This is a genomic window from Limnomicrobium aquaticum (assembly GCF_040545545.1).
In the GTDB taxonomy this organism is placed as follows: domain Bacteria; phylum Pseudomonadota; class Alphaproteobacteria; order Rhizobiales; family Rhizobiaceae; genus Ensifer_A; species Ensifer_A aquaticum.
In genome coordinates this window covers 438,042-460,937 of record NZ_JBEPMB010000002.1, presented here as the reverse complement: position 1 = coordinate 460,937, position 22,896 = coordinate 438,042, and the positions used below count along the sequence as shown (strand labels likewise).

25 protein-coding genes and 1 tRNA gene are annotated in these 22,896 nt (G+C 60.7%); 9 read left to right on the top strand and 17 right to left on the bottom strand.

The features are described 5' to 3' along the window. Window positions 1-8: 8 nt before the first annotated feature. The 6 genes from ABID16_RS10900 to ABID16_RS10875 form a co-directional block, all read right to left on the bottom strand. The gene (locus tag ABID16_RS10900; protein ID WP_354556353.1) at window positions 9-1,310 is read right to left on the bottom strand and encodes a CpaE/TadZ family protein; all 1,302 of its coding nucleotides are present in this window, start codon (window positions 1,308-1,310) and stop codon (window positions 9-11) included. 34 nt (window positions 1,311-1,344) lie between these two features. Then, window positions 1,345-2,091: a CpaD family pilus assembly protein gene (locus tag ABID16_RS10895; RefSeq protein WP_354556352.1), complete on the bottom strand. Its 747-nt coding sequence runs from the start codon at window positions 2,089-2,091 to the stop codon at window positions 1,345-1,347. 11 nt (window positions 2,092-2,102) lie between these two features. Further along, window positions 2,103-3,716, bottom strand: coding sequence for a type II and III secretion system protein family protein (locus ABID16_RS10890; RefSeq protein ID WP_354556351.1), 1,614 nt, complete (start codon window positions 3,714-3,716; stop codon window positions 2,103-2,105). A 19-nt stretch (window positions 3,717-3,735) separates the two neighbouring features. Beyond that, a complete protein-coding gene (cpaB, locus tag ABID16_RS10885) occupies window positions 3,736-4,533 on the bottom strand; it encodes a Flp pilus assembly protein CpaB (protein ID WP_354556350.1) in 798 nt (265 codons plus the stop codon). Window positions 4,534-4,749: 216 nt separating this feature from the next. Further along, entirely contained in the window at window positions 4,750-5,262 is a 513-nt protein-coding gene (locus tag ABID16_RS10880) for an A24 family peptidase (protein WP_354556349.1), read from the bottom strand. A gap of 265 nt (window positions 5,263-5,527) precedes the next feature. Further along, the gene (locus ABID16_RS10875) at window positions 5,528-5,701 is read right to left on the bottom strand and encodes a Flp family type IVb pilin (RefSeq protein WP_354556348.1); all 174 of its coding nucleotides are present in this window, start codon (window positions 5,699-5,701) and stop codon (window positions 5,528-5,530) included. A gap of 467 nt (window positions 5,702-6,168) precedes the next feature. Here ABID16_RS10875 and ABID16_RS10870 point away from each other — a divergent pair, with 467 nt between their 5' ends. From ABID16_RS10870 to ABID16_RS10840, 7 genes are all read left to right on the top strand, one after another. Next, entirely contained in the window at window positions 6,169-6,603 is a 435-nt protein-coding gene (locus tag ABID16_RS10870; protein WP_435532401.1) for a pilus assembly protein N-terminal domain-containing protein, read from the top strand. 109 nt (window positions 6,604-6,712) lie between these two features. Beyond that, window positions 6,713-7,324 (top strand): TadE/TadG family type IV pilus assembly protein, encoded by a 612-nt coding sequence (locus tag ABID16_RS10865; protein WP_354556347.1) that lies wholly within the window; start codon window positions 6,713-6,715, stop codon window positions 7,322-7,324. After that, window positions 7,321-7,914 (top strand): TadE/TadG family type IV pilus assembly protein, encoded by a 594-nt coding sequence (locus ABID16_RS10860; protein WP_354556346.1) that lies wholly within the window; start codon window positions 7,321-7,323, stop codon window positions 7,912-7,914. The genes ABID16_RS10865 and ABID16_RS10860 overlap by 4 nt, the downstream gene beginning before the upstream one ends. Before the next feature lie 220 nt (window positions 7,915-8,134). Beyond that, window positions 8,135-9,355, top strand: coding sequence for a phosphopentomutase (locus tag ABID16_RS10855; protein ID WP_354556345.1), 1,221 nt, complete (start codon window positions 8,135-8,137; stop codon window positions 9,353-9,355). After that, a complete protein-coding gene (locus ABID16_RS10850) occupies window positions 9,352-10,320 on the top strand; it encodes an adenosine deaminase (protein WP_354556344.1) in 969 nt (322 codons plus the stop codon). The genes ABID16_RS10855 and ABID16_RS10850 overlap by 4 nt, the downstream gene beginning before the upstream one ends. Before the next feature lie 91 nt (window positions 10,321-10,411). Continuing rightward, window positions 10,412-11,041, top strand: a complete 630-nt coding sequence (gene upp, locus ABID16_RS10845; protein WP_354556343.1) for a uracil phosphoribosyltransferase — start codon at window positions 10,412-10,414, stop codon at window positions 11,039-11,041. 182 nt (window positions 11,042-11,223) lie between these two features. Beyond that, window positions 11,224-11,754, top strand: coding sequence for a TIGR02281 family clan AA aspartic protease (locus tag ABID16_RS10840; RefSeq protein ID WP_354556342.1), 531 nt, complete (start codon window positions 11,224-11,226; stop codon window positions 11,752-11,754). 51 nt (window positions 11,755-11,805) lie between these two features. Here the strand turns inward: ABID16_RS10840 and deoA are convergent, their stop codons facing one another. From deoA to ABID16_RS10805, 7 genes are read right to left on the bottom strand one after another with little or no spacing between them, the layout of a single operon-like run. Further along, complete coding sequence (deoA, locus tag ABID16_RS10835) at window positions 11,806-13,113, bottom strand: thymidine phosphorylase (protein WP_354556341.1); 1,308 nt, start codon at window positions 13,111-13,113, stop codon at window positions 11,806-11,808. An 11-nt stretch (window positions 13,114-13,124) separates the two neighbouring features. Beyond that, entirely contained in the window at window positions 13,125-13,898 is a 774-nt protein-coding gene (gene deoC / locus ABID16_RS10830; protein WP_354556340.1) for a deoxyribose-phosphate aldolase, read from the bottom strand. A gap of 1 nt (window position 13,899) precedes the next feature. Further along, window positions 13,900-14,697 carry a purine-nucleoside phosphorylase gene (locus ABID16_RS10825; RefSeq protein WP_354556339.1) on the bottom strand — a complete coding sequence of 266 codons (798 nt, stop codon included), beginning with the start codon at window positions 14,695-14,697 and terminating at the stop codon, window positions 13,900-13,902. Beyond that, window positions 14,694-15,086, bottom strand: coding sequence for a cytidine deaminase (locus ABID16_RS10820; protein WP_354556338.1), 393 nt, complete (start codon window positions 15,084-15,086; stop codon window positions 14,694-14,696). Before ABID16_RS10820 ends, ABID16_RS10825 begins: the two co-directional genes overlap by 4 nt. Window position 15,087: 1 nt before the next feature. Further along, window positions 15,088-16,056 carry an ABC transporter permease gene (locus ABID16_RS10815; protein WP_354556337.1) on the bottom strand — a complete coding sequence of 323 codons (969 nt, stop codon included), beginning with the start codon at window positions 16,054-16,056 and terminating at the stop codon, window positions 15,088-15,090. A 3-nt stretch (window positions 16,057-16,059) separates the two neighbouring features. Further along, complete coding sequence (locus ABID16_RS10810; RefSeq protein ID WP_354556336.1) at window positions 16,060-17,187, bottom strand: ABC transporter permease; 1,128 nt, start codon at window positions 17,185-17,187, stop codon at window positions 16,060-16,062. Beyond that, window positions 17,184-18,719 carry an ABC transporter ATP-binding protein gene (locus ABID16_RS10805; protein ID WP_354556335.1) on the bottom strand — a complete coding sequence of 512 codons (1,536 nt, stop codon included), beginning with the start codon at window positions 18,717-18,719 and terminating at the stop codon, window positions 17,184-17,186. Before ABID16_RS10805 ends, ABID16_RS10810 begins: the two co-directional genes overlap by 4 nt. 115 nt (window positions 18,720-18,834) lie before the next feature. Between ABID16_RS10805 and ABID16_RS10800 the strand changes: the two genes are divergently transcribed. Then, window positions 18,835-19,047 (top strand): SlyX family protein, encoded by a 213-nt coding sequence (locus tag ABID16_RS10800; RefSeq protein ID WP_230827905.1) that lies wholly within the window; start codon window positions 18,835-18,837, stop codon window positions 19,045-19,047. Between the two features lie 147 nt (window positions 19,048-19,194). Here ABID16_RS10800 and ABID16_RS10795 read toward each other — a convergent pair whose 3' ends face one another. The 3 genes from ABID16_RS10795 to ABID16_RS10785 all read right to left on the bottom strand — a co-directional run bounded on the left by ABID16_RS10795 (window position 19,195) and on the right by ABID16_RS10785 (window position 21,476). Beyond that, on the bottom strand, window positions 19,195-20,187 hold the full coding sequence (locus ABID16_RS10795; protein ID WP_354556334.1) for a BMP family lipoprotein: 993 nt from the start codon (window positions 20,185-20,187) through the stop codon (window positions 19,195-19,197). 220 nt (window positions 20,188-20,407) lie between these two features. Beyond that, window positions 20,408-21,058: a peptide-methionine (S)-S-oxide reductase MsrA gene (gene msrA, locus ABID16_RS10790; protein WP_354556333.1), complete on the bottom strand. Its 651-nt coding sequence runs from the start codon at window positions 21,056-21,058 to the stop codon at window positions 20,408-20,410. 100 nt (window positions 21,059-21,158) lie between these two features. Then, window positions 21,159-21,476 (bottom strand): hypothetical protein, encoded by a 318-nt coding sequence (locus tag ABID16_RS10785; RefSeq protein ID WP_354556332.1) that lies wholly within the window; start codon window positions 21,474-21,476, stop codon window positions 21,159-21,161. A 350-nt stretch (window positions 21,477-21,826) separates the two neighbouring features. On the opposite strand from ABID16_RS10785, the gene ABID16_RS10780 reads away from it, so the two are divergent. Continuing rightward, window positions 21,827-21,916, top strand: a tRNA-Ser gene (locus ABID16_RS10780). Window positions 21,917-22,087: 171 nt separating this feature from the next. Here the strand turns inward: ABID16_RS10780 and ABID16_RS10775 are convergent. After that, window positions 22,088-22,861: an ABC transporter ATP-binding protein gene (locus ABID16_RS10775; RefSeq protein ID WP_354556331.1), complete on the bottom strand. Its 774-nt coding sequence runs from the start codon at window positions 22,859-22,861 to the stop codon at window positions 22,088-22,090. Window positions 22,862-22,896 lie beyond the last annotated feature (35 nt).

Genomic DNA, 22,896 nt, shown 5'->3' with positions numbered 1-22,896 from the left:
AGTCTTTTTCATGCTTTGCTTTTTGCGCGGTTGAGCAGTGCGAGCATCTTGGCGAGGCTGCCGCCCTTCTGGCGCTTGACGGTGGTACGGCCCGTGACCACATGGGCGATCTGCGAGAAAGTCTCGGCAACCGGCGCCTTGGGGTCGATCTCGGCAATCATGCGGCCGCTGTTGGCGGCGTTGCCGAAGAGCTGAACCTCGAAGGGAATGACAGCGATCGGCTGGACACCCAGAGGATCGACGAAATCCGCCGGCGAAATTTCCGAACGCTTCGGCATGCCCGCCTGGTTGATGATCAGGTGGGGCGACTTGTCGTTCGGACGAAGTTTCTTCAGCGCGTCGAACATGTTCTTCGCGTTGCGCAGATTGGCCAGATCCGGCACGGCCGTGATCACAACCTCGTCGACGCCGGAGAGAAGCATGCGCGTCCAGTCATTCCAGGCATGCGGGACATCCAGAACCGTGACCGGAGCCGAACGGGCGAGAACCTCGACGACCGGCTGGAAGGCATCGCGCCCGAAGTCGTAGGCGCGGTCGAGCATAGAGGGGGCCGCCAGCAATGACAGGTTGTCGGTGCATTTTGCCAGAAGGCGATCGAGAAAGATCTCGTCCAGCCGCTCCGGCGAATAGACCGCTTCCGACATGCCCATGGCCGGGTCCTGGTCGAAGTTGATGTTGGCCGTACCGAAGGCCAGGTCGAGATCGGCCAGGATGGTTTCCGTGGCAAACAGGCTCGAAATGCCGAATGCCGCATTGTGTGCGATCGTCGAGGAGCCAACGCCGCCCTTCGCGCCGATGAAGGCGATGCTGCGGCCCAGCGGTTCAGCTTCGGGATCCACGAAGATCGAGGAGATGGAGGAAAGCATGTCGGGCAGCGCGACCGGATAGACCAGATATTCGGAAATCCCGTTGCGCATGAGCTCGCGGTAAAGTCCGATATCGTTCTGGCGGCCGATGACGATCACCCGGGTCGAAGGATCGCAGACTTCCGCCAGCGGTCCAAGCTCCTCGAACAGGCGTTCGGCGCCAAGCCCGGTTTCCAGGATGATCAGGTTCGGCGTCGCGGCGGTTGCAAACATGCTTGCCGCCGCAGCGATGCTGCCGTGGTTGATCTTGAAGGTCACCTTGGCCATGCGGCGATCGCGGCTGCAGCGATCCATCAGGCGAAGCACATCCTCGCTTTCGCAGAAGGCATGGATCGAGATGCGCGGCAGCGGCCTGATCTGGTCGATTTCGACACTTTCGACAGCGTGTTCTTCAAACTGCTGATCGATCGCGACGGGTTCGATTCCGTATTCAACTGTACTCATGGGTCCTGTCTCTCCGGTAACCGATCACGTCAGATCATTGGCTCGGGATGCTGATGCTCGTGTCCTTGCCAAGGTCAGAGCCGGTCGTGCGATAAGTGTCGATGACGTTTGCGCGGCGTTGGGCATCGATGGGGGTCGAGGCGCGCGGGTCGAACAGGTCTTTCGGGTTGGCGACCTGTGCGGCCAGATTGTTCTGGTTTGCACAGCCGAAATTGTACCAGTTCTTGTTGCCGAAGGAGTTTTCCATCAGGTCTTCCGGCCACTGTCCGCACTGGTCGGTCATGGCGGTCAGCGCAACGAAGCTGAGCTTGATCGGTGCGGAGACGCCCGGCTCGGCCCGATAGCTTGTCACGATGATCCGGCGCGGTTCGACGCCCTCGAACGAGAGCTGCTTTCGCACTTGCGGCACGACTGCGCGGGCGGCCGGCGCATTGATCGAACCGGACGGAACCGCGATCTGCAGCACGCCCGACGAATTGTTCTTGTAGTTCTGGCCGAAGCCGCGGACGGTATCTTCGATGCCGCGGCTCAGCTTCACGTCACCCGTAGCGACCGGGATATCGATCGAGTGCTCGGCTTCCGCCATCTTGATGGAATGGCGAACGCGATAATCGTTCTCGATGGAAGACGTCTTGAGGTCGCCATCCGGGCGAAGATTGCCGCAGCCGGCAAGCGCAACCGTCGAGGCGGCAAGCGCGACGAATGTCAGTGTTCTCAGCGCAGGCATCACCGGAGCTTCCCTTTTGATCTTGTTGAGGCTTTCATCGTTCAACTGGTCCATCGTCCCGCTCCTCACTTGTAGATGAACCCGACATTGCCGTGGTAGCGCTGGCCGCTGGCCGGATCGACCTTCTTGCCGTAAACCTTGTTGACGCTGTTCAGGAAGAAGGTTGCCGCATCGTTTTCCGGGATGAAGTTGTCATCCGGACGGGCAAGCTTGTCCGGAGCGACCGCTCGAACGAGATAAGGCGTTGCGATAATGACCAGTTCGGTCTCGTTACGCTGGAAGTCCTTCGAGCGGAACATCGTACCCAGGATCGGGATCTTGGCGAGCGCCGGATTGCCGCTGAAGGCCTGGCGGACGTCATCGCTGACGAGGCCGGCGATCATGATCGAGCCGCCGGAGGGCAGTTCAACAGTCGTGGAAGCCTGACGCCGGCGAATGCCGACATGCGTGACGCCCGAATTGCTGGTCCCGGTTTTGTTATCAAGGGTGCCCAGGCTGCTCGACGAGCCTTCGTAGGTTGGCTCGGAAACTTCCGTTTCCAGCTTGAGGCTGATGCGGCCGGCAGACATGACCACCGGCAGGAAGTTCAGCGAAATGCCATACTGGCTGGTTTCCGCGGTTCTGCTCACAGTGCCGGGTGTGTTGATGATTGCCCCGTTCGGTGCAATCGACTGCGAGGCCGACGAGACCGTTTGATCCTTCATGACGTCGAACGAGCCGCCGACATAGAATTTTGCAACTTCACCGGAGATTGCGGTCAGACTGGGTTCGGCAAGGGTGCGCATGACGCCAGCCTGCTCCATCGCATTGACATACGACGCCAGGCTCACGGCGCCGAGCGTGCCGCTCATGCGGCCCATCGCGCTTCCGAGGCTGGACAGACCGCCTGCGACACCGCCCAGATTCGACGGATTGATGAAGTTGAAGGTCCCGAACGATCCGCCTATCGAAGAATTGAGGCCCAGCTGCTTGACGACCTGGCGGCTGACTTCGGCAACGGTGACCTTGAGCGTGACTTGGTCTTCGCCCTGAATGGTGAGCAGGTTGACGATCTGCGACTGCTGACGGTCTTCGGCGAAGATCGCCACGCTCGATGTGGTGCCCGATCCGGTCGCGGTCTGGTTTCGGGTCGTGGCTTCACCGCCCTTGACGAAGATTTCGGCAAGCTTGGAGGCCTGGGCCGCATCCTGCGGCGTGCGCACGGTTCCGGTCAGCACGATGTTGTCCGAAATGATTTCGACCTTGATATCGGAATCCGGCAGGAAGCGGCGCAGGTTGGTTTCAAGCTGCGAGATATCGCGCTCGACCTGGATATCCAGACTGACGAGTTCCTTGCCGTCGGCGCCGAAAACGAAGACGTTGGTCTGGCCAACGGCCTTGCCGAAGAGATAGAGGCGGCGCGACGTGCGGGTAACTGCATCGGCCAGCGACGGATCGGCAACCAGAATGTCGTGCGCGTCGGCGGGAAGCTCGACGACCATCGCCTTGTTGAGGCCCAGCTTGAGGGTCTTTTTCACACCCGGCCCCGCCTGGGCAATCGTCACCATGGATTCACTGGCGGCAAAGGCAGCCGTGCCTTGTTCGCCCACCAGCGGAAGCGGGAGGGTCCCGGTCAGCGCCAGCGTGAAGCACAGCCCGCCAATCGTGGTTTTGCGGATGTCTTGCGTCAAAATTTTCACAGTATGCTCCCGCTCGTTCTTACTGGCTGGTCGAAATGTTGCCGGATTTGATGACCTGGATGCCCGGCGAACCATCGCCATTGCCCAGGAGATGTTCGGACGCCGATGTGTCGGGTTCGCTCGAGTCGGCGACGGAGCGAAGTGCGAGTGTCAGGCGGTCGGCAATCTGCTGGGCGACCGCAATCACCCGTGCCTGGTCCGGCGTCAGTTCGAGCGTCGCCGTGGAGCCCACGGCCGTCTGCTTGCCGTCCGGTCCCTGCTGAAGCTGCTGGTCGATGGCGAGCACGCGGATGTTGCTCAGGATCGTTTCGGTCTGGAACGCCGTCTGCTGCGTTCCCTTCTTCACCATGATCACGTCAACGCGGTCGTTCGGCAGGATGAAGCCGCCGGCGCTGGTCGAGACGCTGATCTCGGTTGCAATCGCCCGTTTGCCCGCCGGCAGGATGGAGGACATCGTGCGGTTGCTGGCGTCGACAATCTTCTCGAGCCGCACCGGCTCATTGGCAAAGATCGGCAGCCTGACAATGGCGCCGTTGAGGTCGGCCATGGCCGACTCCCGATTCTTCTTGGTGATGAAGCCCGGCGCAACAGCCGATTCGGGCCAGGCCATCCAGCTCATGCTGTCCGCCGTGAGGCGGGAGCCGGTGGAGAGGTTGGATTTCGCCACCAGCACATCGACGGTCGCTTCCTTGACCATGCGCGGCTGCGCCGCTTGAATCTCGACGACCTGCTGGCCACCCATGTTGAGTGCCAGATAACCGGCAAGACCGGCCGCCGCTGCGGCAACAGACAAAATAATCAGACGTGCTGGTTTCATGATCAATTCCTGGAGAATCCAACGAAGTGTCCTCAATTGATCAGGAATTGGTGTAATTATGGTTAATGAACTTCTTAGTGCCACGGTTAATGAAGCGTTAAGCTTTCAATCCGGCGTTGCGGAGACTTTTCCGCTTTTTCAGGCAGAGTCAGGCAGGGGTGCGCAGGCCTTCCGGCAGAACCCCTCTTGTGGATGAAATGACGAGGCTGCTCCGGCTCAGATGGCGCGGTGGAGCACCATCTCCATCAGGGGCGACGAGGGATAGGCGATGAAACCGCCAATGCCGATCGCGATGCCGTATGGGATCTTCTTTTCCTGGAGGAGTGGCCGGGGAATGGGCAGGCCTATGGCCGTGATGACATTTCGCTGGCTGCGAATCAGCAGGATAAGGATGGTCAATGCACCACCGACGACGGCCACGTTGCCCATGTAGACGATCAGACTGTCGTTGAAGCCAAACCACACCGCGCTGGCTGTCAGCACCTTGGCATCACCACCGCCCATCGTGTTGAGCGCAAAGAGAACAAAGACCACGGCAAAAACGGCGAGACCCGCCAGGAGATGCCAGCCGATTTCCACGAGACCGAGACCTGCCAGCGGCGCAACAATGATGAAGGATGCCAGGAGGATTACCGACACACGGTTCGGGATCGTCATCGTGAACAGGTCTGAGAAGGCAGCAACGGCCATGCAGAGAGGGAAGATGACAAGGATGGCTGCTGCGATCATGAGCGGGCGTGTTCCTGATGAGCCGGATCAGCAAAGGCGCGAGCGCGCATCGCTGAAGGCCGGAGCCTTGCTTGACCGCTGACCGACCTCAAGGTCGAGAGCGCTCCAAGGCATTGCGTTCATTCACGTTCAAGCTGACAGACGCAATGCGTCAGACCGGCTTCAAATCACTTTGCAGCAAACCGCTTAAAAATATACAAACCTGCCTTCGTCGCCGAAGGCAGGTTTGGAATGGAACCAACAGGTAACAGCAGTCGGGCCACTGTTACTGGTTGTTGGTCACGTTGCCAGCGATCGTCGCGAACTTGTTGTTCAGCGCGCCGCCGAGCGACTTTGCACCGGTGATGATTGCGACGCCGATGAGGGCAGCGATCAGACCGTATTCAATGGCAGTTGCACCAGATTCGTCCTTCATAAGACGGGTAAGAAGCTTGGTCATTAGGGGTCTCCTGAGTCACATCTTTTAAAAATTTCGGCAGTACCGCCAACCGTTCCCGTTGATCGGATGCGTTGAGACTATCCGGGCTTCCTTGAAATCGGCTTAAGAGTTATGCTTAACGATAGCTTAACGGAAATTTGCCGGTATTCTGGTAAACATTCCGCGAAACAACCGTGTAGAATTTTCAATATTGTTCGCACAGGATTGCTCAATCCGCCTTACATTGCTCGCAGGTATATTGGGTGGAGCGAGTTACTTACTGCTCGAGCGAGCAAGTGTGATCCATTCTTGAACCCGCATCCAGAAATGCGCTCTGCGACGTCTCGTGCCGGCACGTCTGTGCCAACATCCGGCCGCGGTCCTGAAAGATTGACGAGCATGCTTAACGCGAATTTTACGTTTGCAGAACAGAGTGTTCCAAAATCCATCGGGACATAGCCATGCCTGTTTTGAATTCCGCCTTTAAGATGAAATTGTTTGCCGCGGGGATCGTTTCCCTTGTCATGGCGTCCGGTGCCGCAATGGCCGCAGACAAGAATGATGACCTCATTCGCGTCTTCATGAACCACGCGCGCGTACTGAAGCTCGATCGCGCCGTCGCCAAAGTTATCATCGGGAACTCGGACGTCGCAGACGCGACGGTGGCCGATTCGAAGACGATCGTGCTCACCGGCCGAAGCTTCGGCACGACCAATCTCGTTCTGCTCGATTCCACCGGAAATGCGATCCTCGACGAGCGCGTACTCGTGTCCATCGATGAAGGAAACACGGTCCGCGTCTTCCGCCAGACGGACCGGAGCGTCTATTCCTGCACACCGAACTGCGAAAAGAATTCCGTGCCCACCGGCAGCAATGCCGGCGCGGCCGCGGCGGCTACTCCGTCGGCCTCCATGGCACAATAAGAGCGGCCAGCTGCGCAAAACTGCTGGCCGGAGGAATTCGGCCGGCAATGGGCGATGTTCGAGAGGATCACACGCGACGCGGTTGGTCGGCGATTAGGAGAAATGGGCGTTGGCCAAGACGAGAAAGGCAGACCGGGTAACGCGACTGCGCAGACTGTTAAGGTCGAGCGAAGGCGCAACGGCGATCGAATTTGCCATTCTCGCCATCCCGTTCATGATGATCGTCTTCGCGACGTTCGAAACCTTCATCGCATTTACCGGAGAGCAGCTGGTTTCCAACGCCGTCGATACGATGGCGCGGCGGGTGCGCACAGGGCAGATCACATTCGGCCTGGGCCGCACGACCGATATGAAAGAGGTGGATTTCCGCACGGAGTTCTGCAAGCAGATCTCGGTGATGATCACCTGCTCCAATACAGAGGCAGCGGTAGCGGACAAGCTCTGGATCGATCTTGAACAGGTGACGAACTTCGCAGACATCCCGACAGCCGTTCCCCTCAAATTGACGAATGGCGGGAAGAACAAGGATCTCGACACCTCCCAGATCAAATACACACCCGGCGGTGCAGGCAAGATCAACATGCTTCGGGCCTATTACCGCTGGCCGATCACGACGGATCTGGTCCGTCCCTATATTTCGAACATCCAGTCGGAAGGTGCGACGAAGGGGCAATTCCTGATCGTGGCAACCAGCGCCTTCCAGAACGAGAATTACCCGTGAGCGCCCTGGTTGTCATAGCAAGACTGAAGAAGCTGGCGCGGTCTGCCGCGACGTCGCGCTTTCTCCGGGCGAAGGACGGCGTGGGCGCGGTCGAGTTCGCGCTGATCGTGCCGATCCTGCTCATCATCTACCTGATGTCCTTCGAGATCACGGTGGCGATCAGCATCACGCGCAAGACCACGCATGCCTCATCGGATATTGCCGACCTGGTGACACAGAAATCGACAGTGGACCGGGCCTTTCTGTCGACCATGCCCAATGTCGCCAAAGCGACCATCGCACCCTATTCTTCAAACGGGCTGACGCTCAAAATCAGTGGCATCAACATCGATGCCACTTCGGTCGCACGCATTGCCTGGTCCTGGCAGTCGACCGGTGGGGTGCCATACGCCGTTGGCTCTACAGCGACCATCCCCACCGACCTGGCGATCCCGAATTCTTTCGTCGTCCGCTCCGAACTCAGCCTGCCCTATTCGCTGCTGCTTTATCTTCCGGGCATGAGCGGCACCCAGAGGCAGAGCTTCACCATCAAGAAAGATTTCTATTATCGCCAGCGTGTCGGCAGTAATATCACCTGTTCCGATTGCTGAGGCCGGCCGGGCGTCGGCCGGCGTGGAAGGCCGGCAACTCTTTCGATGTTGGTATAGCAGAGCTGCAGCCCGCCTTCGCGCAGCCTGCTTTAACATCGGATTACGGCGCTTTTCACCATTTCCAGTGCAAAGAAGGTCCGCCTTCAACGCAGCGGTCTTTATTTATCTGCAATTCCGCGCGAAAACCGCTGTCTGAATTATCTCCAGACGTTTGGTGACCATGGCTCGCGCATTTCTCTTCGTTCTCGATTCCTTTGGCGTCGGCGGCGCGCCGGACGCAGAGATTTATGGCGACCTGGGCGCGAATACGCTGGGTCATATTGCGGAATTCTGTGCGCAGGGCTGCGCCGACCGCCAGGGATTGCGCGAAGGTCCGCTTGACCTGCCCAATCTGTCTGTCTTCGGACTCCTCCATGCAGCGAAAGCCGCCACCGGCCGGTTTCCAGCGGGAATGCCTTTGCCCGAGAAGACCTATGGAATCAGAGGTGCCGCCAGCGAGGTGTCGCGCGGCAAGGACACGCCCTCCGGCCATTGGGAGATCGCCGGCACGCCGGTCATGTTCGACTGGGGGTATTTTCCCGCCGAGGGCGACGCCTTTCCGGAAAAGCTGGTGAACCGGATCTGCAAGGCGGCGGAACTGCCGGGCATTCTCGGAAATTGTCATGCATCCGGGACGGACATCATCAAGCGGTTGGGCGAGGAGCATATCCGAACCGGGAAGCCAATCTGCTACACATCCTCTGACTCCGTCTTCCAGATTGCCGCGCACGAGGCCCATTTCGGCCTCGACCGGCTGCTCAGCCTCTGCGAGACCGTGCGCAAACTCGTGGACGACTACAATATCGGCCGGGTCATTGCCCGCCCCTTCGTGGGCGAGACAGCTGAAACCTTCGAGCGGACCGGCAACCGGCGCGACTATTCCGTTTTGCCGCCGGAGCCGACGCTCCTCGACCGATTGAAGAACGGGGGCCGCAAGGTTCACGCGATCGGCAAAATCGCCGACATCTTCGCGCATCAAGGGGTTTCCCAGCTCTGGAAGGCGAGTGGCAATACCGCGCTCTTTGACGCCACGCTGGAGGCGATGGACGAGGCGGGCGACGGCGATCTGGTGTTCACCAATTTCGTCGATTTCGACATGCTCTACGGCCATCGCCGCGATGTTGCCGGCTATGCGGCCGCACTCGAAGAGTTCGACCGCCGGCTTCCCGAGATCAACCGCAAGCTCCAACGCGGCGACATGGTGATCATCACTGCCGACCATGGCTGCGACCCCACCTGGCGCGGCTCGGATCATACGCGCGAGCGTGTGCCGGTGCTGGCCTATGGTCCGGGCATCAAGGCGCGCGACGTGGGCGTGCTGCCGACCTATGCCGATATCGGTGAAACGATCGCAACACATCTCGGCATCGAACCCGGCCGCCACGGACGGAGCTTCCTGTGACTGCAAAGCTGAAGAAGGCCGAGCTGCACCTGCATCTGGAAGCCGGCGCGCCGATTTCGCTGGTGCTCTCGCAGGCCGCGAAATACGGGGCCGACATGTCGCCCTTCATCCGTGATGGCGCCTATGTCTGGCATGACTTCACCACCTTCATTCACTGCTATGACGCGGCCGCCGCCCTCTTCAAGACGGAGGAGGATTTCGCGCTGCTCGCCGAAACCTATCTCACCGAAATCTCCGACGCGGGTGCCGTCTATGGCGAACTCTTCGTTTCGCCGGACCACGGCGTGTCCGCCGGTCTTTCGGCCCAGGCCTATATTGCCGGCATTTCGGAAGGGATGAAGCGCGCGAAGGCGAAATGCGGCATCGAAAGCCGCATGGTGGTCATCGGCGTGCGGCATCTCGGTGCAGAACGCGTGGAAGCGGCGGCGAAATTTGCCGCCGGGCGGCCCGATCCGCTGATCACCGGCTTCAACATGGCCGGCGAAGAGCGCTTCGGCAAGGTCGCCGACTTCACCCGCGCCTTCGACATCGCCCGTGACGCCGGACTTGGCATCACGATCCATGCCGGCGAGCTGGCGGGCGCGCAAAGCGTGCGTGACGCAGTAGACCTCGTTCGCCCTGCCCGCATCGGCCATGGCGTGCGCGCCATCGAAGACATGGATCTCGTTCGCCGGATCGCCGATCTCGGCATCGTGCTCGAGGTTTGCCCGGGCTCGAACATTGCGCTCAAGGTTTTCCCCGATTTCGAGAGCCATCCGCTGCGGACCTTCTTCGGCATGGGCGTGAAGGTGACGCTGAACTCCGACGATCCACCCTATTTCGACACATCGCTGGCGAAGGAATACGAGATTGCGAAGACGCGCATGGGGTTTTCCGATGCGGAGCTGAACGCGATGACCCGCACCGCCCTCGAAGCCGCCTTTGTCGATGAGGCAACGCGGGCGCGACTTCTTGCAATGATTTGAGGATTACGACCGTTCGCGTAGACGCGCGCCTTGCGGGAGGCCCGCATTCCGCTAAGACTATCTTTGAATAAGAGCAGACTGGAAGGCAAAGATGAACGGCGTCACGGTTATTTCCCATCCCCTCGTGCAGCACAAGCTGACGATCATGCGCAAGAAGGAAACCTCGACGGCCAGCTTCCGCCGGCTGCTTCGGGAAATCTCGACTTTGCTCTGCTACGAAGTCACCCGCGATCTGGAACTCACCACCGAGCGGATCGAAACGCCGCTGATGGAGATGGACGCACCGCTGCTCGAGGGCAAGAAGCTTGTCTTCGCCTCGATCCTGCGGGCCGGCAACGGTCTGCTTGAAGGCATGCTGGAACTGGTTCCGGCCGCCCGCGTCTCGCATATCGGCGTCTATCGCGACCATGAGACGCTCCAGCCAGTCGAATATTACTTCAAGGCGCCGGGCGATCTCGATGCGCGCCTCGTCATCGTGGTCGACCCGATGCTCGCCACAGGCAATTCCTCGATTGCCGCCGTCGACAAGCTGAAGGAACGCGGCGCGACCAATATCCGCTTCCTCTGCCTGCTGGCTGCGCCCGAAGGTATCAAGAATTTCACGGAAGCGCATCCGGATGTACCGGTCTTCACCGCCGCCATCGACGACCATCTGAATGAGCTTGGATATATTGTTCCCGGTCTCGGCGATGCCGGCGACCGCATGTATGGCACGAAGTAAGCCGTCACCGAAAAGCCTATTTTTCGCCGCATTTCACGCGGTGTTAACCAGCCAATTCAAAATGGCCCGCCCGCACCTCGTACGGGCGGGCCATTTTTTGAATTTCATAACTTCTGTCAGGAATAGTGTTCCCATTGCGAAGGCGGACAAGGAAGCTGCCGCGCAAAACAGGGATAAGAAGAATGAACCGCTTTCTGTTTGTAGCAGTTGCGGCAGCGCTGTCTGCCGTCTATTTCGGGCAAGCTCACAAGACACTCGAGAACACTGCCGCCACCGCGCAGGCACCGGGCGTCGACATGCAGGCAACGACCGCAGCCACCACACCGGTCTCCATCTCCGCCCCTGGCGAAGAGGCGATCAAGGCTGGTGCCGGCGGACATTTCAACGCCAGCTTCCGGGTCAACGGCCGCGACGTTGACGGGCTGGTCGATACGGGCGCCACCTTCGTCGCCATCAATGAGCAGACCGCCAAGCGCATCGGCATCAGCGGCTCCGACCTCGACTACCGATACGCCGTCACGACGGCAAACGGCACGACGCAAGCCGCCCATGTCACCCTCGACCGTCTCGAAATCGGGTCGGTGCGTGTGCGCAATGTCGATGCCTATGTGCTGAAGGACAAGTCACTTTCCGGAATGCTGGTCGGCATGAGCTTCATGAGCAAGCTCAAGTCCTACAAGGTGCAGGACGGCGTGCTTTATCTGAAGAACTGAGCGCGGGCACAAATGCGGTCGCCGGGTAATTGCCCGGCGCAATCATCAGGATCAAATCTTTTCAACGACAGCCGGGCGCGGCATATGCCTGCCTTCGACGATCCTGTAGCTCCCCAGAAGCACCTCGCGTGCCCTTGCGGCCGATGCTTCGTCGCGGGCGTGGATACGGGCGATGATATCGCCATTCTCGACCTTCGTCCCCAACGGCAGGAAATCCGTGAACCCTACGGAATGATCGACCGTATCGCTGGGCACGATACGCCCCCCACCGAGGCCGATCACGGCCATGCCGATCTCGCGGGCGGCGCACAACGTCAGCACACCGGCCTGCGGCGCTTCGACGACCAGCTCGACTTCTGCCTTTGGCATATGTGCCCATGGCCGCTCGACGAAATCCGCCGGGCCGCCAAGGCTTGCAATCATGCGGCCAAACGTTTCCAGCGCCCTGCCCGAGCTTATCGACTCTTGTGACTTCAACAGTCCTTCGTCCGAACTAGAAACCACGCCAGCAGACAGCAGCATTTCTGCCGCCAGCGCCAGCGTGACCGTCTCGCTGCGCGTCCCGCGCTTACGTCCTTTCAGGAAATCCAGCGCGTGGATGACTTCCAGCGCATTGCCGGCGCAATCGGCGAGCGGCTCGTTCATGTCGGTGATCAGCGCCGTGGTCTTGACGCCCGCGCCATTCGCCACCTCGACCAGCGAGCGGGCTAGTGTTCGGGCCTCCACAAGGTCGGTCATGAAGGCGCCGCTGCCAACCTTGACGTCCAGCACCAGCGTCTCGAGCCCGGCAGCGAGTTTCTTGGAGAGGATCGAGGCCGTGATGAGCGGCACGCTGTCCACTGTCGCGGTCACGTCGCGAATGGCGTAAAGGCGCTTGTCGGCGGGAGCGAGGTCACCCGTCTGCCCGATGATGGCGCAGCCGGCCTCGCGCACGGTTTTGCGAAACAGCGCCTCGTCCGGCATGATGTTGTAGCCGGCGATGGATTCCAGCTTGTCGAGCGTGCCGCCTGTATGACCGAGCCCACGGCCCGAGATCATCGGCACGGCGAGGCCGAGCGATGCGACAATGGGGGCCAGCATCAACGAAACGTTGTCGCCGACGCCGCCGGTCGAATGCTTGTCGGCAATGGGACGACCAATGTCCGACCAGTCAAGCACATCGCCGCTGTCGCGCATGGCCAGCGTCAGCGCCACGGTCTCTTCCCGGCGCATGCCCTTGAACCAGACCGCCATGGCAAAGGCCGCGACCTGGCCTTCGGAGATCTCGCCCTTCGTGAAGCCGTCGACGAAGCGGGCGATCTCCTCAGCCGTCAGCGTCTCGCCATTGCGTTTGCGGAGAATGGTTTCCTGCGGCAGCACCGGCCCGCACCTTAATAGGCTGCGGTGTTGGGCTTGGCGGGCGTATCGCCGAGCGTGGCGAGAATATCGCCCAGCAAGCCGGATGCGCCGAAGCGGAAAGTTTGCGGGCCTGCCCAGCCCGGACCCATGATTTCATCGGCCAGCCCGAGATAGATGGCGGCATCTGCCACGGTGCGAACACCGCCGGCGGGCTTGAAACCGGCGGGCTTGCCGGACGCCTTGATCTCTTCCAGCATGATGCGCGCGGCTTCCGGCGTCGCATTGACGCGGACCTTGCCGGTCGAGGTCTTGATGAAATCCGCGCCTTCCTTCAGCGCGATGGCCGAGGCCTCGCGAATGAGGGTTTCGTCTTCCAGATTGCCGGTTTCAAGAATGGTCTTCAGCTTGACCGGGGCCTTGCAGCGCTCGCGGATCGCGGCGATCATCAACCGGGCGGATGCCTTCTGGCCGATCATGAACTCCTTGTAGGGGATGACGAGGTCGATCTCGTCGGCGCCATCGGCAATGGCCTGCTCGGTCTCGGCAATCACCGTTTCCAGCGGCAATTCGCCGGAAGGGAAGTTGACGACGGTGGCGATCTTGATCGGGCTGCCCGAACCCAGAATGCCGCGCGCCTGCGCGACGAAGCGCGGCCAGATGCAGATCGCGGCCGTGTTGCCAAACCTAGTCTGAGCGTCGGCGCAGAGCTTTTCGATAGCGGCCGGGGTGCAATCGTCGTTGAGATTGGTGAGGTCGAGGCAGGCGAGCGCTTTCGCTGCCACGGCCTTGAGGTCGGTCGATGTCATGTCAGTGTTCTCCAGCGATCATGTCTTTCAGGATCGTGGCCAGCCGGGCTCCGCCGACCGGGGCCATATCCTTGGTTTCATGATGCGACAGTTCGTTGCCGGTCATGCCGGCAGCGTAGTTGGTGATGACGGAGGCGGCGGCCACCTTCATGCCGAGGAAGCGGGCGAGGATGGCTTCAGGCACGGTCGACATGCCGACCGCATCCGCGCCCATCACGCGGGCCATGCGGATTTCCGCCGGCGTCTCGAAGCTCGGGCCGGAGAACCACATGTAGACGCCGTTCTTGAGCAGCACGCCGGTCTTCATCGCTGCGCGCTCCATGTCGGCCGCCATATCGGCGTCATAGGCATTGGTGAGCCCGACGAAACGGGCGTCCGTTTCCTCGCCGATCAGTGGGTTGCGGCCGGTAAAGTTGATGTGGTCGGAAATGCGCATGACCGAACCCGGCGGCATGTCCTCACGCAGCGAGCCTGCCGAATTGGTCAGGATGAGATGCGTGACGCCGATGCCATGCAGCACTTCGAGCGGCCGGCGCATGGCTGCGGCATCGCCCTTTTCGTAATAATGGACGCGGCCTGAGAGCATGATCACCGGCACGCCGTTCAGCCTGCCCGCGACCAGTTCACCGGCATGGCCGGAGACAGCGCTGACTGGAAAGGCCTCGAGCTCGGAATAGGGAATGCGGGTGACGACATCAACCGCTTCGACCAGACTTCCGAGGCCGGAGCCCAGGACAATGCCATGGCGCGGCAGCAGGCCGTCGAGCTTCGAGACCAGAAGATCGATCGTCGCCCTCATCCGATCACCCCGGTTTCGAAACTATGCGGCAGAAGCTCGTTCATCGTCATCGTCTTCTTCACGCCCGCCTCGTCGCAGAGATAGATGCGCGTATTCACGCTCGCAAATTCCTTGATGCGCTGACGGCAGCCGCCGCAGGGCGGGCAGAGAGCCAGCTTCTCGGCGATAACGGCGATCTCGACGATTTGTTTCGCCCCACCCATGACCATGTGGCTGATGGCGGTCGTTTCGGCGCACCAGCCTTCCGGGAAAGCGAGGTTCTCGATATTCGCGCCGGCATAAATCTTGCCGTCCTCGGCGCGTATGGCCGCACCGACGGGGAATTTCGAATAGGGCGCGTGGCAGAGCGCCATCGCCTTCTTCGCGGCTTCGTAAAGGTCTGCAGACATCTCAGCGCTCCTTCACATAGGGCACGCCCGAGGCCTTGGGCGGCGAAGCCTTGCCGATGAAGCCTGCGAGCAGGATCACGGTCAGGACATAGGGCAGCGCCTGGATGGCCTGATCCGGAATGCTGCTCATGATCGGCAGATCGGCATTCTGGCTGTAGATGGACAGTGCATCGAGAAAGCCGAATAGGAGGCAGGTGATGAGGATGTTCTTCGGCTTCCAGTTGGCGAAGACGAGAGCGGCGAGCGCGATGAAGCCGCGGCCGGCAGACATGTTCTTCACGAACCCATTGGCCAGCGCCATGGAGAGATAGGCCCCTGCCAGACCGCAAAGCATGCCGCCGCAGATGACGGCGAGATAGCGCATGCGCACCACCGAGATGCCGGCCGTGTCGACCGCACCGGGATTTTCGCCGACGGCGCGAAGTCTGAGGCCGAAGCGGGTCCGATAAAGCACCCACCAGGTAATCGGGACCATGGCGAAGGCGAAATAGGTTAGAAGATAGTGCCCGGACAAGAGGTCTGAATAGATCGGACCCAGCACCGGCACGTCACGGACGGCATCCGCGCCGGGGAGTTTGTAGGTCGAAAGCCGCGCGTCGGCCGAAAGTGCCGGCGTGCGACCCCCTTGGGCAAACCAGGCCTGGCCGAGAATGACCGTTGCGCCAGCGGCTATGAAGTTGATCGCGGTGCCGGAGACGATCTGGTCGCCGCGCTGGCTGATCGAGGCATAGCCGTGGACCAGCGAGAAGGCGACGGAGACCAGCATGGCGGCGCCGATGCCAGTGATGGCCGAGCCGGTGACGGCGGCGGTTGCAGCGCCCGCAAAGGCGGCCGCCAGCATCTTGCCCTCGAGGCCGATATCGACCACGCCGGAGCGTTCTGCATAGAGGCCAGCGAGCGCTGTCAGGATCAACGGCACCGAGACGCGAATGGTGGACTGAAGGAGGACGACGATTGTGTTGGTATCCATGGTTCAGACCCCTGCTGCCGCTTCGCTGCGCGATTTGCCGGCCCGCGCGAAGAAGGCTGTGATGGCGGGACGGAACATATGCTCGAGCGCGCCGGCAAACAGGATGACGAGCCCCTGAATGACGACGATCATGTCGCGGGTGATTTCCGGCATGTCGAAAGAAAGCTCGGCGCCGCCCTGGTAGAGCATGCCGAAGAGAATGGCGGCGAGCACGATGCCGAGCGGATGAGACCGGCCCATCAGCGCCACCGCAATCCCGACAAAGCCGGCACCGGTGACGAAATCCTGCTGGATGCGATACTGGTCACCCATGATCGGGTTCAGCGCCATCAGCCCGGCGAGTGCGCCGGAAATCAGCATGGCAATGATCACGATGCGCTTGCTCTTCATGCCGGCAAAGCGCGCCGCATGCGGCTGGAAGCCCATGGTGCGCATTTCATAGCCCAGCCGCGTGCGCCAGATCAGCACCCAGACGACGAAGGCCGCAACCAGCGCTACGAGGAAGGAGAAATTGAAGGGCGCGCCGCCGATATCGAGCCCGAAAATCGACAGCAACCCGCCGAGCTTTGGCAATTGCCCGCCCTCCTCGAAGGTGCGCGATTGCGCGGCCATCTGGCCGAGGGGCTTGAAGACGTTCAAGAGCATGTAGAGCATCAGGTTCGATGCGATGTAGTTGAACATGATCGTGGTGATCACGATATGGCTGCCGCGATAGGCCTGCAGCCAGGCCGGGATGAGCGCCCAGAGAGCACCGAAAAGCATCGAACCGAGGCTCGCCAGCACGAAGACGAGATACCAGGGCATGGTGTGGTCGAAGGTCAGGCAGGCCGCGGCGACACCGATCCCGCCGACATAGGCCTGACCTTCCGCACCGATATTGAACAGCCCGGCATGAAAGGCGACCGCCACCGAAAGGCCCGTGAGAATGAAATAGGTCGCATAGTAGAGCGTGAAGCCGATGCCCTCGCCCGAGCCGAACGCGCCGGTGACCATGATGCGCGCAGCTTCCAGCGGGTTTTCACCCACGAAGACCACGACGATACCGGCCACGAGGAAGGCGACGGCGAGGTTGACGAGCGGGATCAGGGCGTATTCGACCCAACCGGGAAGTTTGGCGAAAGGGGTGCTCATTCGGCGGCCTCCAGCTTCTGTTCCACACCGGCCATCAACAGGCCGAGTTCGCCTTCGGAGGCATCCGGATTGCGCTCGCCGGCGATGCGGCCGGCAAACATGACGATGATACGGTCGGCGAGCGAGCGGATTTCGTCCAGCTCCACCGAGACGAGCAGGATCGCCTTGCCCTGATCGCGCATTTCGATGATGCGCTTGTGGATGAATTCGATCGCTCCGACGTCCACCCCGCGCGTCGGCTGGCCGATGATCAGCACTTCGGGGTTGCGTTCCATCTCGCGCGCCAGAACGATCTTCTGCTGGTTGCCGCCGGAGAAATTGGCGGTCTTGAGCCGCGGGTTCGGCGGGCGGATGTCGTATTGCTCGATCTTCTCCATCGCGTCCTTGCGGACGGCTTCGACATCGAGAAGGAAGGATTGGCCGAATTTCCGGTCGCCGTGATAGCCGAGCATCGCGTTCTCGGCTTCCTCGAATTTCAGCACGAGGCCGGTGTGGTGGCGGTCTTCCGGGACATGGGCGAGACCGCGACGGCGCATGTCGGCCGGGTCGCCGGGGCCGGTGACATCCACCGGCTGTCCGCTGAGCGTGACTGTGCCGCTCGTGGCCGAGCGCATGCCCGCGATGGCTTCCAGAAGCTCGGACTGGCCGTTGCCTGCGACGCCCGCAATGCCAACGATTTCGCCGGCGCGAACGTCGAAGGAGACGTTGTCGACCATGGTCACGCCGCGGCTGTCACGGACGGTCAGGTTGCGGACCGAAAGCTTGACTTCGCCCGGCTTTGCCTCGCCCTTTTCGACATGCAGGAGAACGCGGCGGCCGACCATCAACTCGGCGAGTTCCTCGACACTGGTCTCCGACGTCTTGCGGGTCGCGACCATTTCGCCGCGGCGCATGACGGAGACTTCGTCGGTGATCGCCATGATTTCCCGCAGCTTGTGGGTGATGAGAATGACCGTCTTTCCCTGCTCCTTCAGCTGCGCGAGGATGCGGAAAAGGTGATCGGCCTCGGCGGGCGTCAGCACACCCGTCGGCTCGTCGAGGATGAGGATATCGGCCTTGCGATAGATGGCTTTCAGGATTTCGACGCGCTGCTGCACGCCGACGGGAAGCTCCTCGATGATCGCATCGGGATCGACTTCCATCTCATACTGCTCTTCGAGCCGCTTCAACTCGGCGCGCGCCTTGGTGATGCCCTTGGTCAGGATCGCGCTTTCCTCGGCACCCAGCATGATGTTTTCCAGCACGGAGAAATTCTCGACGAGCATGAAATGCTGGTGGACCATGCCGATGCCGGCAGAGATCGCAGCCTTGGAATCCTTGATATTGGCCTTCTGGCCGGAAATGAAAATCTCGCCGCTATCGGCCTGATAGAAGCCATAAAGAATGGACATCAACGTCGACTTGCCGGCACCGTTTTCGCCGATAATGCCGTGGATCGTCCCCTTGGCGACCTGGAGATTGATGTTCTTGTTGGCATGGACGGCGCCGAAACGCTTGTCGATGCCCTTGAGTTCTATCGCAAAATCGCTCATGTCAAACCGTTTTCAGATGATGACCGGCCCCAACGGCATTGCTGTCAACGTTGACTGGCAAATTGCCGCTTGTAAAGCCCGGCCCGAAACCCGGGCACTCTGGAGGACGACAAAGATGAGCCAGACAGAAGACGACCGCATTGCCCGACTTGAGGAACATGCGGCACATCAGGCAAGAATGATCGAGGAGCTGTCGGGCGAAGTGGCCCGCCAGTGGAAAATCATCAATGCGATGCAGGTGAAACTCGACCGCCTGGCCGAGCGCTTCATGGCGCTGGAAGAGGCATCCATCGAGGCCCATCCGGTGAGCCGCCCACCGCATTTCTGACCGGATCGAGGCTTCGCCTCACCGCCAATGGCCTTCGCCCGCCGATGAGCGCAAAATCCGCATTCCCCAGCCGTCTTGCTTTTCTTATCCGGCAAAAAAGAGACCGCTCCCGGATGAGCCGGGAGCGGTCCTGATATCGTCAACCGATCAATAGGGGCACTTTTCGTCCGACATGTAGTCGTGGACCTGCACCTTGCCGGATTCGATGTCAGCGCGCGCCTTCTTGACGGCGGCTTCCATTTCCGGGGTCACGAGCTTCTTGTTGTTGTCGTCCATGGCAACATCAACGCCCTTTTCCTTCAGGCCGAGCACGTCGATGCCAGGTTTGAACGTGCCGTCCTTGCCGGCCTTGAACGAGTCATAGACGGCAACGTCCACGCGCTTCATCATCGAGGTCAGAACCTTGCCCGGCTGCAGGCCGTTCTGGTTGCTATCAACACCGATGCCCAGCTTGCCAGCGTCTGCGGCAGCCTGGAGAACGCCAACGCCGGTGCCGCCGGCAGCGTGGTAAACCACGTCAGCGCCCTGCGAGATCTGCGACTTGGTGATTTCGCCGCCCTTGACCGGGTCGTTCCATGCCGACGGGTCAGAACCCGTGTAGGCCTGCAGAACCTTCGCGTCAGCCTTGACCGACTTCACGCCGCCGGCATAGCCGCAGGCGAAACGGTGGATGAGCGGGATGTCCATGCCGCCGACGAAGCCGACGGTGCCGGACTTGGCAGCCATGGCAGCCATGACGCCGGCGAGGTAGGAGCCTTCCTGTTCCTTGAAGAGGATCGACTTGACGTTCGGCGCCTTCACGACGGTGTCGATGACGACGAAGTTGGTCTTCGGGAATTCAGCCGCGACCTTGGTCATGGCTTCCGTCCACATGAAGCCCGCGGTCACGATCGGGTTGTCGCCATCCTTGGCGAATTTGCGCAGCGCCTGTTCGCGCTGGGCTTCATTGGAGATTTCGAATTCGCGGAACTTGGTTCCGGTTTCCTTGGTGAACTTCTCAGCGCCATGGAAGGCAGCTTCGTTGAACGACTTGTCGAACTTGCCGCCAAGGTCGTAGATGATGGCCGGCTTGGCGTCTGCGGCCAGCACGGGAGCGGCCATGGCCGCCGTGGCCAGGAGACTGAGAACGAATTTCTTCATTTTTGAAAGCCCTGTTTTCTGATGTTTTCGGGTCTTTCCGCTGCCCTTCCACTGCAAGGCCGCGGAACGCCGGCCTCCCCTCTAGAAGGACCAAGCTTGAGGCATCCTTGCATGCCGAAAAAGAAAATTCATCAAAAATTTCTCAACCGGTCAAAAAAGATTGGGTACGGATGCGGCCCGCAAAAGCCGCAACCGTACCCATGTTCGAATTAGCAAACCTTCAATCAATAGCGCATGTTACGCCCGTTCCGCGCAGGCCGCAGTAGCCGCCGGGATTCTTCGCCAGATATTGCTGGTGATAGTCCTCCGCCAGATAGACCGGACCGGCCGGCGCAATCTCCGTCGTGATCTCGGCCCGAACACCGCTTTCCTTCAATGCTTTCTGGAAGGCATCGCGTGCTGCAAACGCCGCCTTCAGGTCGGCATCGTCATACGTGTAGATGGTCGAGCGATAGGTCGTACCGACATCATTGCCCTGTCGCATGCCCTGCGTCGGATCATGCGCCTCGAAGAAGGATTTCAGCAGAGCGTTCAGGCTCACGACCTTGGGATCGTAGACCACCAGCACGACTTCCGCATGGCCCGTCAGGCCCGTCACCGTTTCCTGGTAGGTCGGGTTGGGCGTGAAGCCGCCGGCATAGCCGGCCGCCGTAACCCAGACGCCGGGAATCTTCCAGAAGTGGCGTTCTGCGCCCCAGAAGCAGCCCATACCGAGCAGAATGCGCTTCATGCCGTCCGGATAGGGACCGGCCAGCGGGCGTCCGTTGACGAAATGCGTTTCCGAGGTCGGAATCGGTTCAGGACGACCGGGCAGCGCGCGCGCCGGATCGGGCATGACGGTCTTCTTGTTCATCAGATCGGTCAGGAACATGGTCATCTCCTTATACACGAGGGAACGGGATTACGCCTTCCGAAGCATGGCAGATCGGTCGGGCGGCATGCGAGGCGGATCAAAGAGTGTCGCGGTCAGCTCAGGCCGAAAAGCGGCCAGCGGGCTTCTTGCGCTTGTAGCCGAGGACCCAGAAGATCAGGGCCAACCCGAGGAACAGCGCGAAGGCCGGCTGGTTGAACACGCTCAGCAGCATGTTCTGTAGCTGCGCGCCATCCGGCAGGCCGCCGACATAGGCTTCGGCCTTTTCAAGGGCCTTCGGTGCTACAAACTCCACGACGGTCAAACCGGGCGTCATCACCGGCCCATCGGCGGCGAAGGACTGGATCGTGTCTGCCGTGCCGGCAACGACGGCGGCGGCCAAAAAGAACACGCTGAACAAGCGCAGCAGGAAGCGCATGACCCTCTATCTCATTCACTATGGCTGTTGACGAACGATCCCGCCCGAGCGGCCCCAAAACCGGTTTCATGTCCTGCCGGCCACACGCTCAAGTCGGTCCACTTTATCGACTTGTGCCATAAATAGAAAGCCGGGAAGGTGAGAACAATGGTCCCCTCATCACGTCTTCGTCATCAGGCCGTCACAAGCGGCAACTTTTTCGGAAGAAAGCAGTTGATCCTTTCGATTTGATCGGTATATATCCGCCCGGCCTGCCGACAAAAAGCAAATTGACGGCGCAAAGATCAGGGAATTACCAATACGGCAATCTCCCCGCGGCCGCCGATGAAAACCACGGCGGATCAAGGCATGGACAGGTGGCCGAGTGGTTTAAGGCGCACGCCTGGAACGCGTGTGTACGTGAAAGCGTACCGAGGGTTCGAATCCCTCTCTGTCCGCCATTTTTCTCTAAAATTCTACATGTGAACGATTGCACGCTGCCCGGCACGCGTTGCTGGCGCAACCGCTGTATGTACCTGCGCATTGGCTGATCGTCTTTCCAAAAACGCAAAATCCCCGCAAGTGCGGGGATAAGCGCATGCGACGGGGAAGGGTTTCGGAACGTGCTGCCTTCAATGCAGCCCAAACTCCCCCAGCAACTCCTCTCTCAACTTCACGAAGCCGCCCTCGCTGCGGTTGCGGGGCCGCGGGAGGTCCACCTCGATCTCACGGATGCGACCGCCCTTGTCCTTTGGCAGCACCAGCACGCGGTCGGCGAGATAGATGGCTTCTTCCAGATCGTGCGTGACGATGATCATCGTCACCTTTTCCTCGCGCCAGATGCGGGAGAGTTCTTCCTGCATGGTGAGCTTGGTCATGGCATCCAGCGCGCCCAGCGGTTCATCGAGGAGGAGAATTTCAGGCTGGATGGCGAGTGCGCGGGCAATGCCGACACGCTGGGCCATGCCGCCGGAGAGCTGCGACGGATAGGCTTCGACGAAATCGGCGAGCCCGACGAGCTGGACATGGTGGCGGGCGCGCTGGCGGGCTTCGTCGCGGGAGAGGCCGCGCACTTCGAGCGGGAAGGCGACGTTTTCGATCACAGTGCGCCAGGGCAAGAGTCGCGGTTCCTGGAAGATCACCGCACGCTCCGTGCCCACGCCGTGGACAGGCTCGCCGTCAATCAACACGCGGCCTTCGTCGGCCTCCTCCAGCCCCGCAAGCACACGCAGCAGCGTGGTCTTGCCCGAGCCGCTGGCGCCGACGATGGCGAGGCATTCGCCGCCGCGGATATGGAGGTTGACGCCTTTCAGCACGTTCAGCGCGCGGCCGTTGATGTTGAAGGTCTTGGAAAGATCGCGGATCGTGACCTCGCCCCGGAGCGTTTCGGGTGCAGTCGTCGTCATGTCAAACCTCACTTCCTGGGACGGAAGGCCGGGGC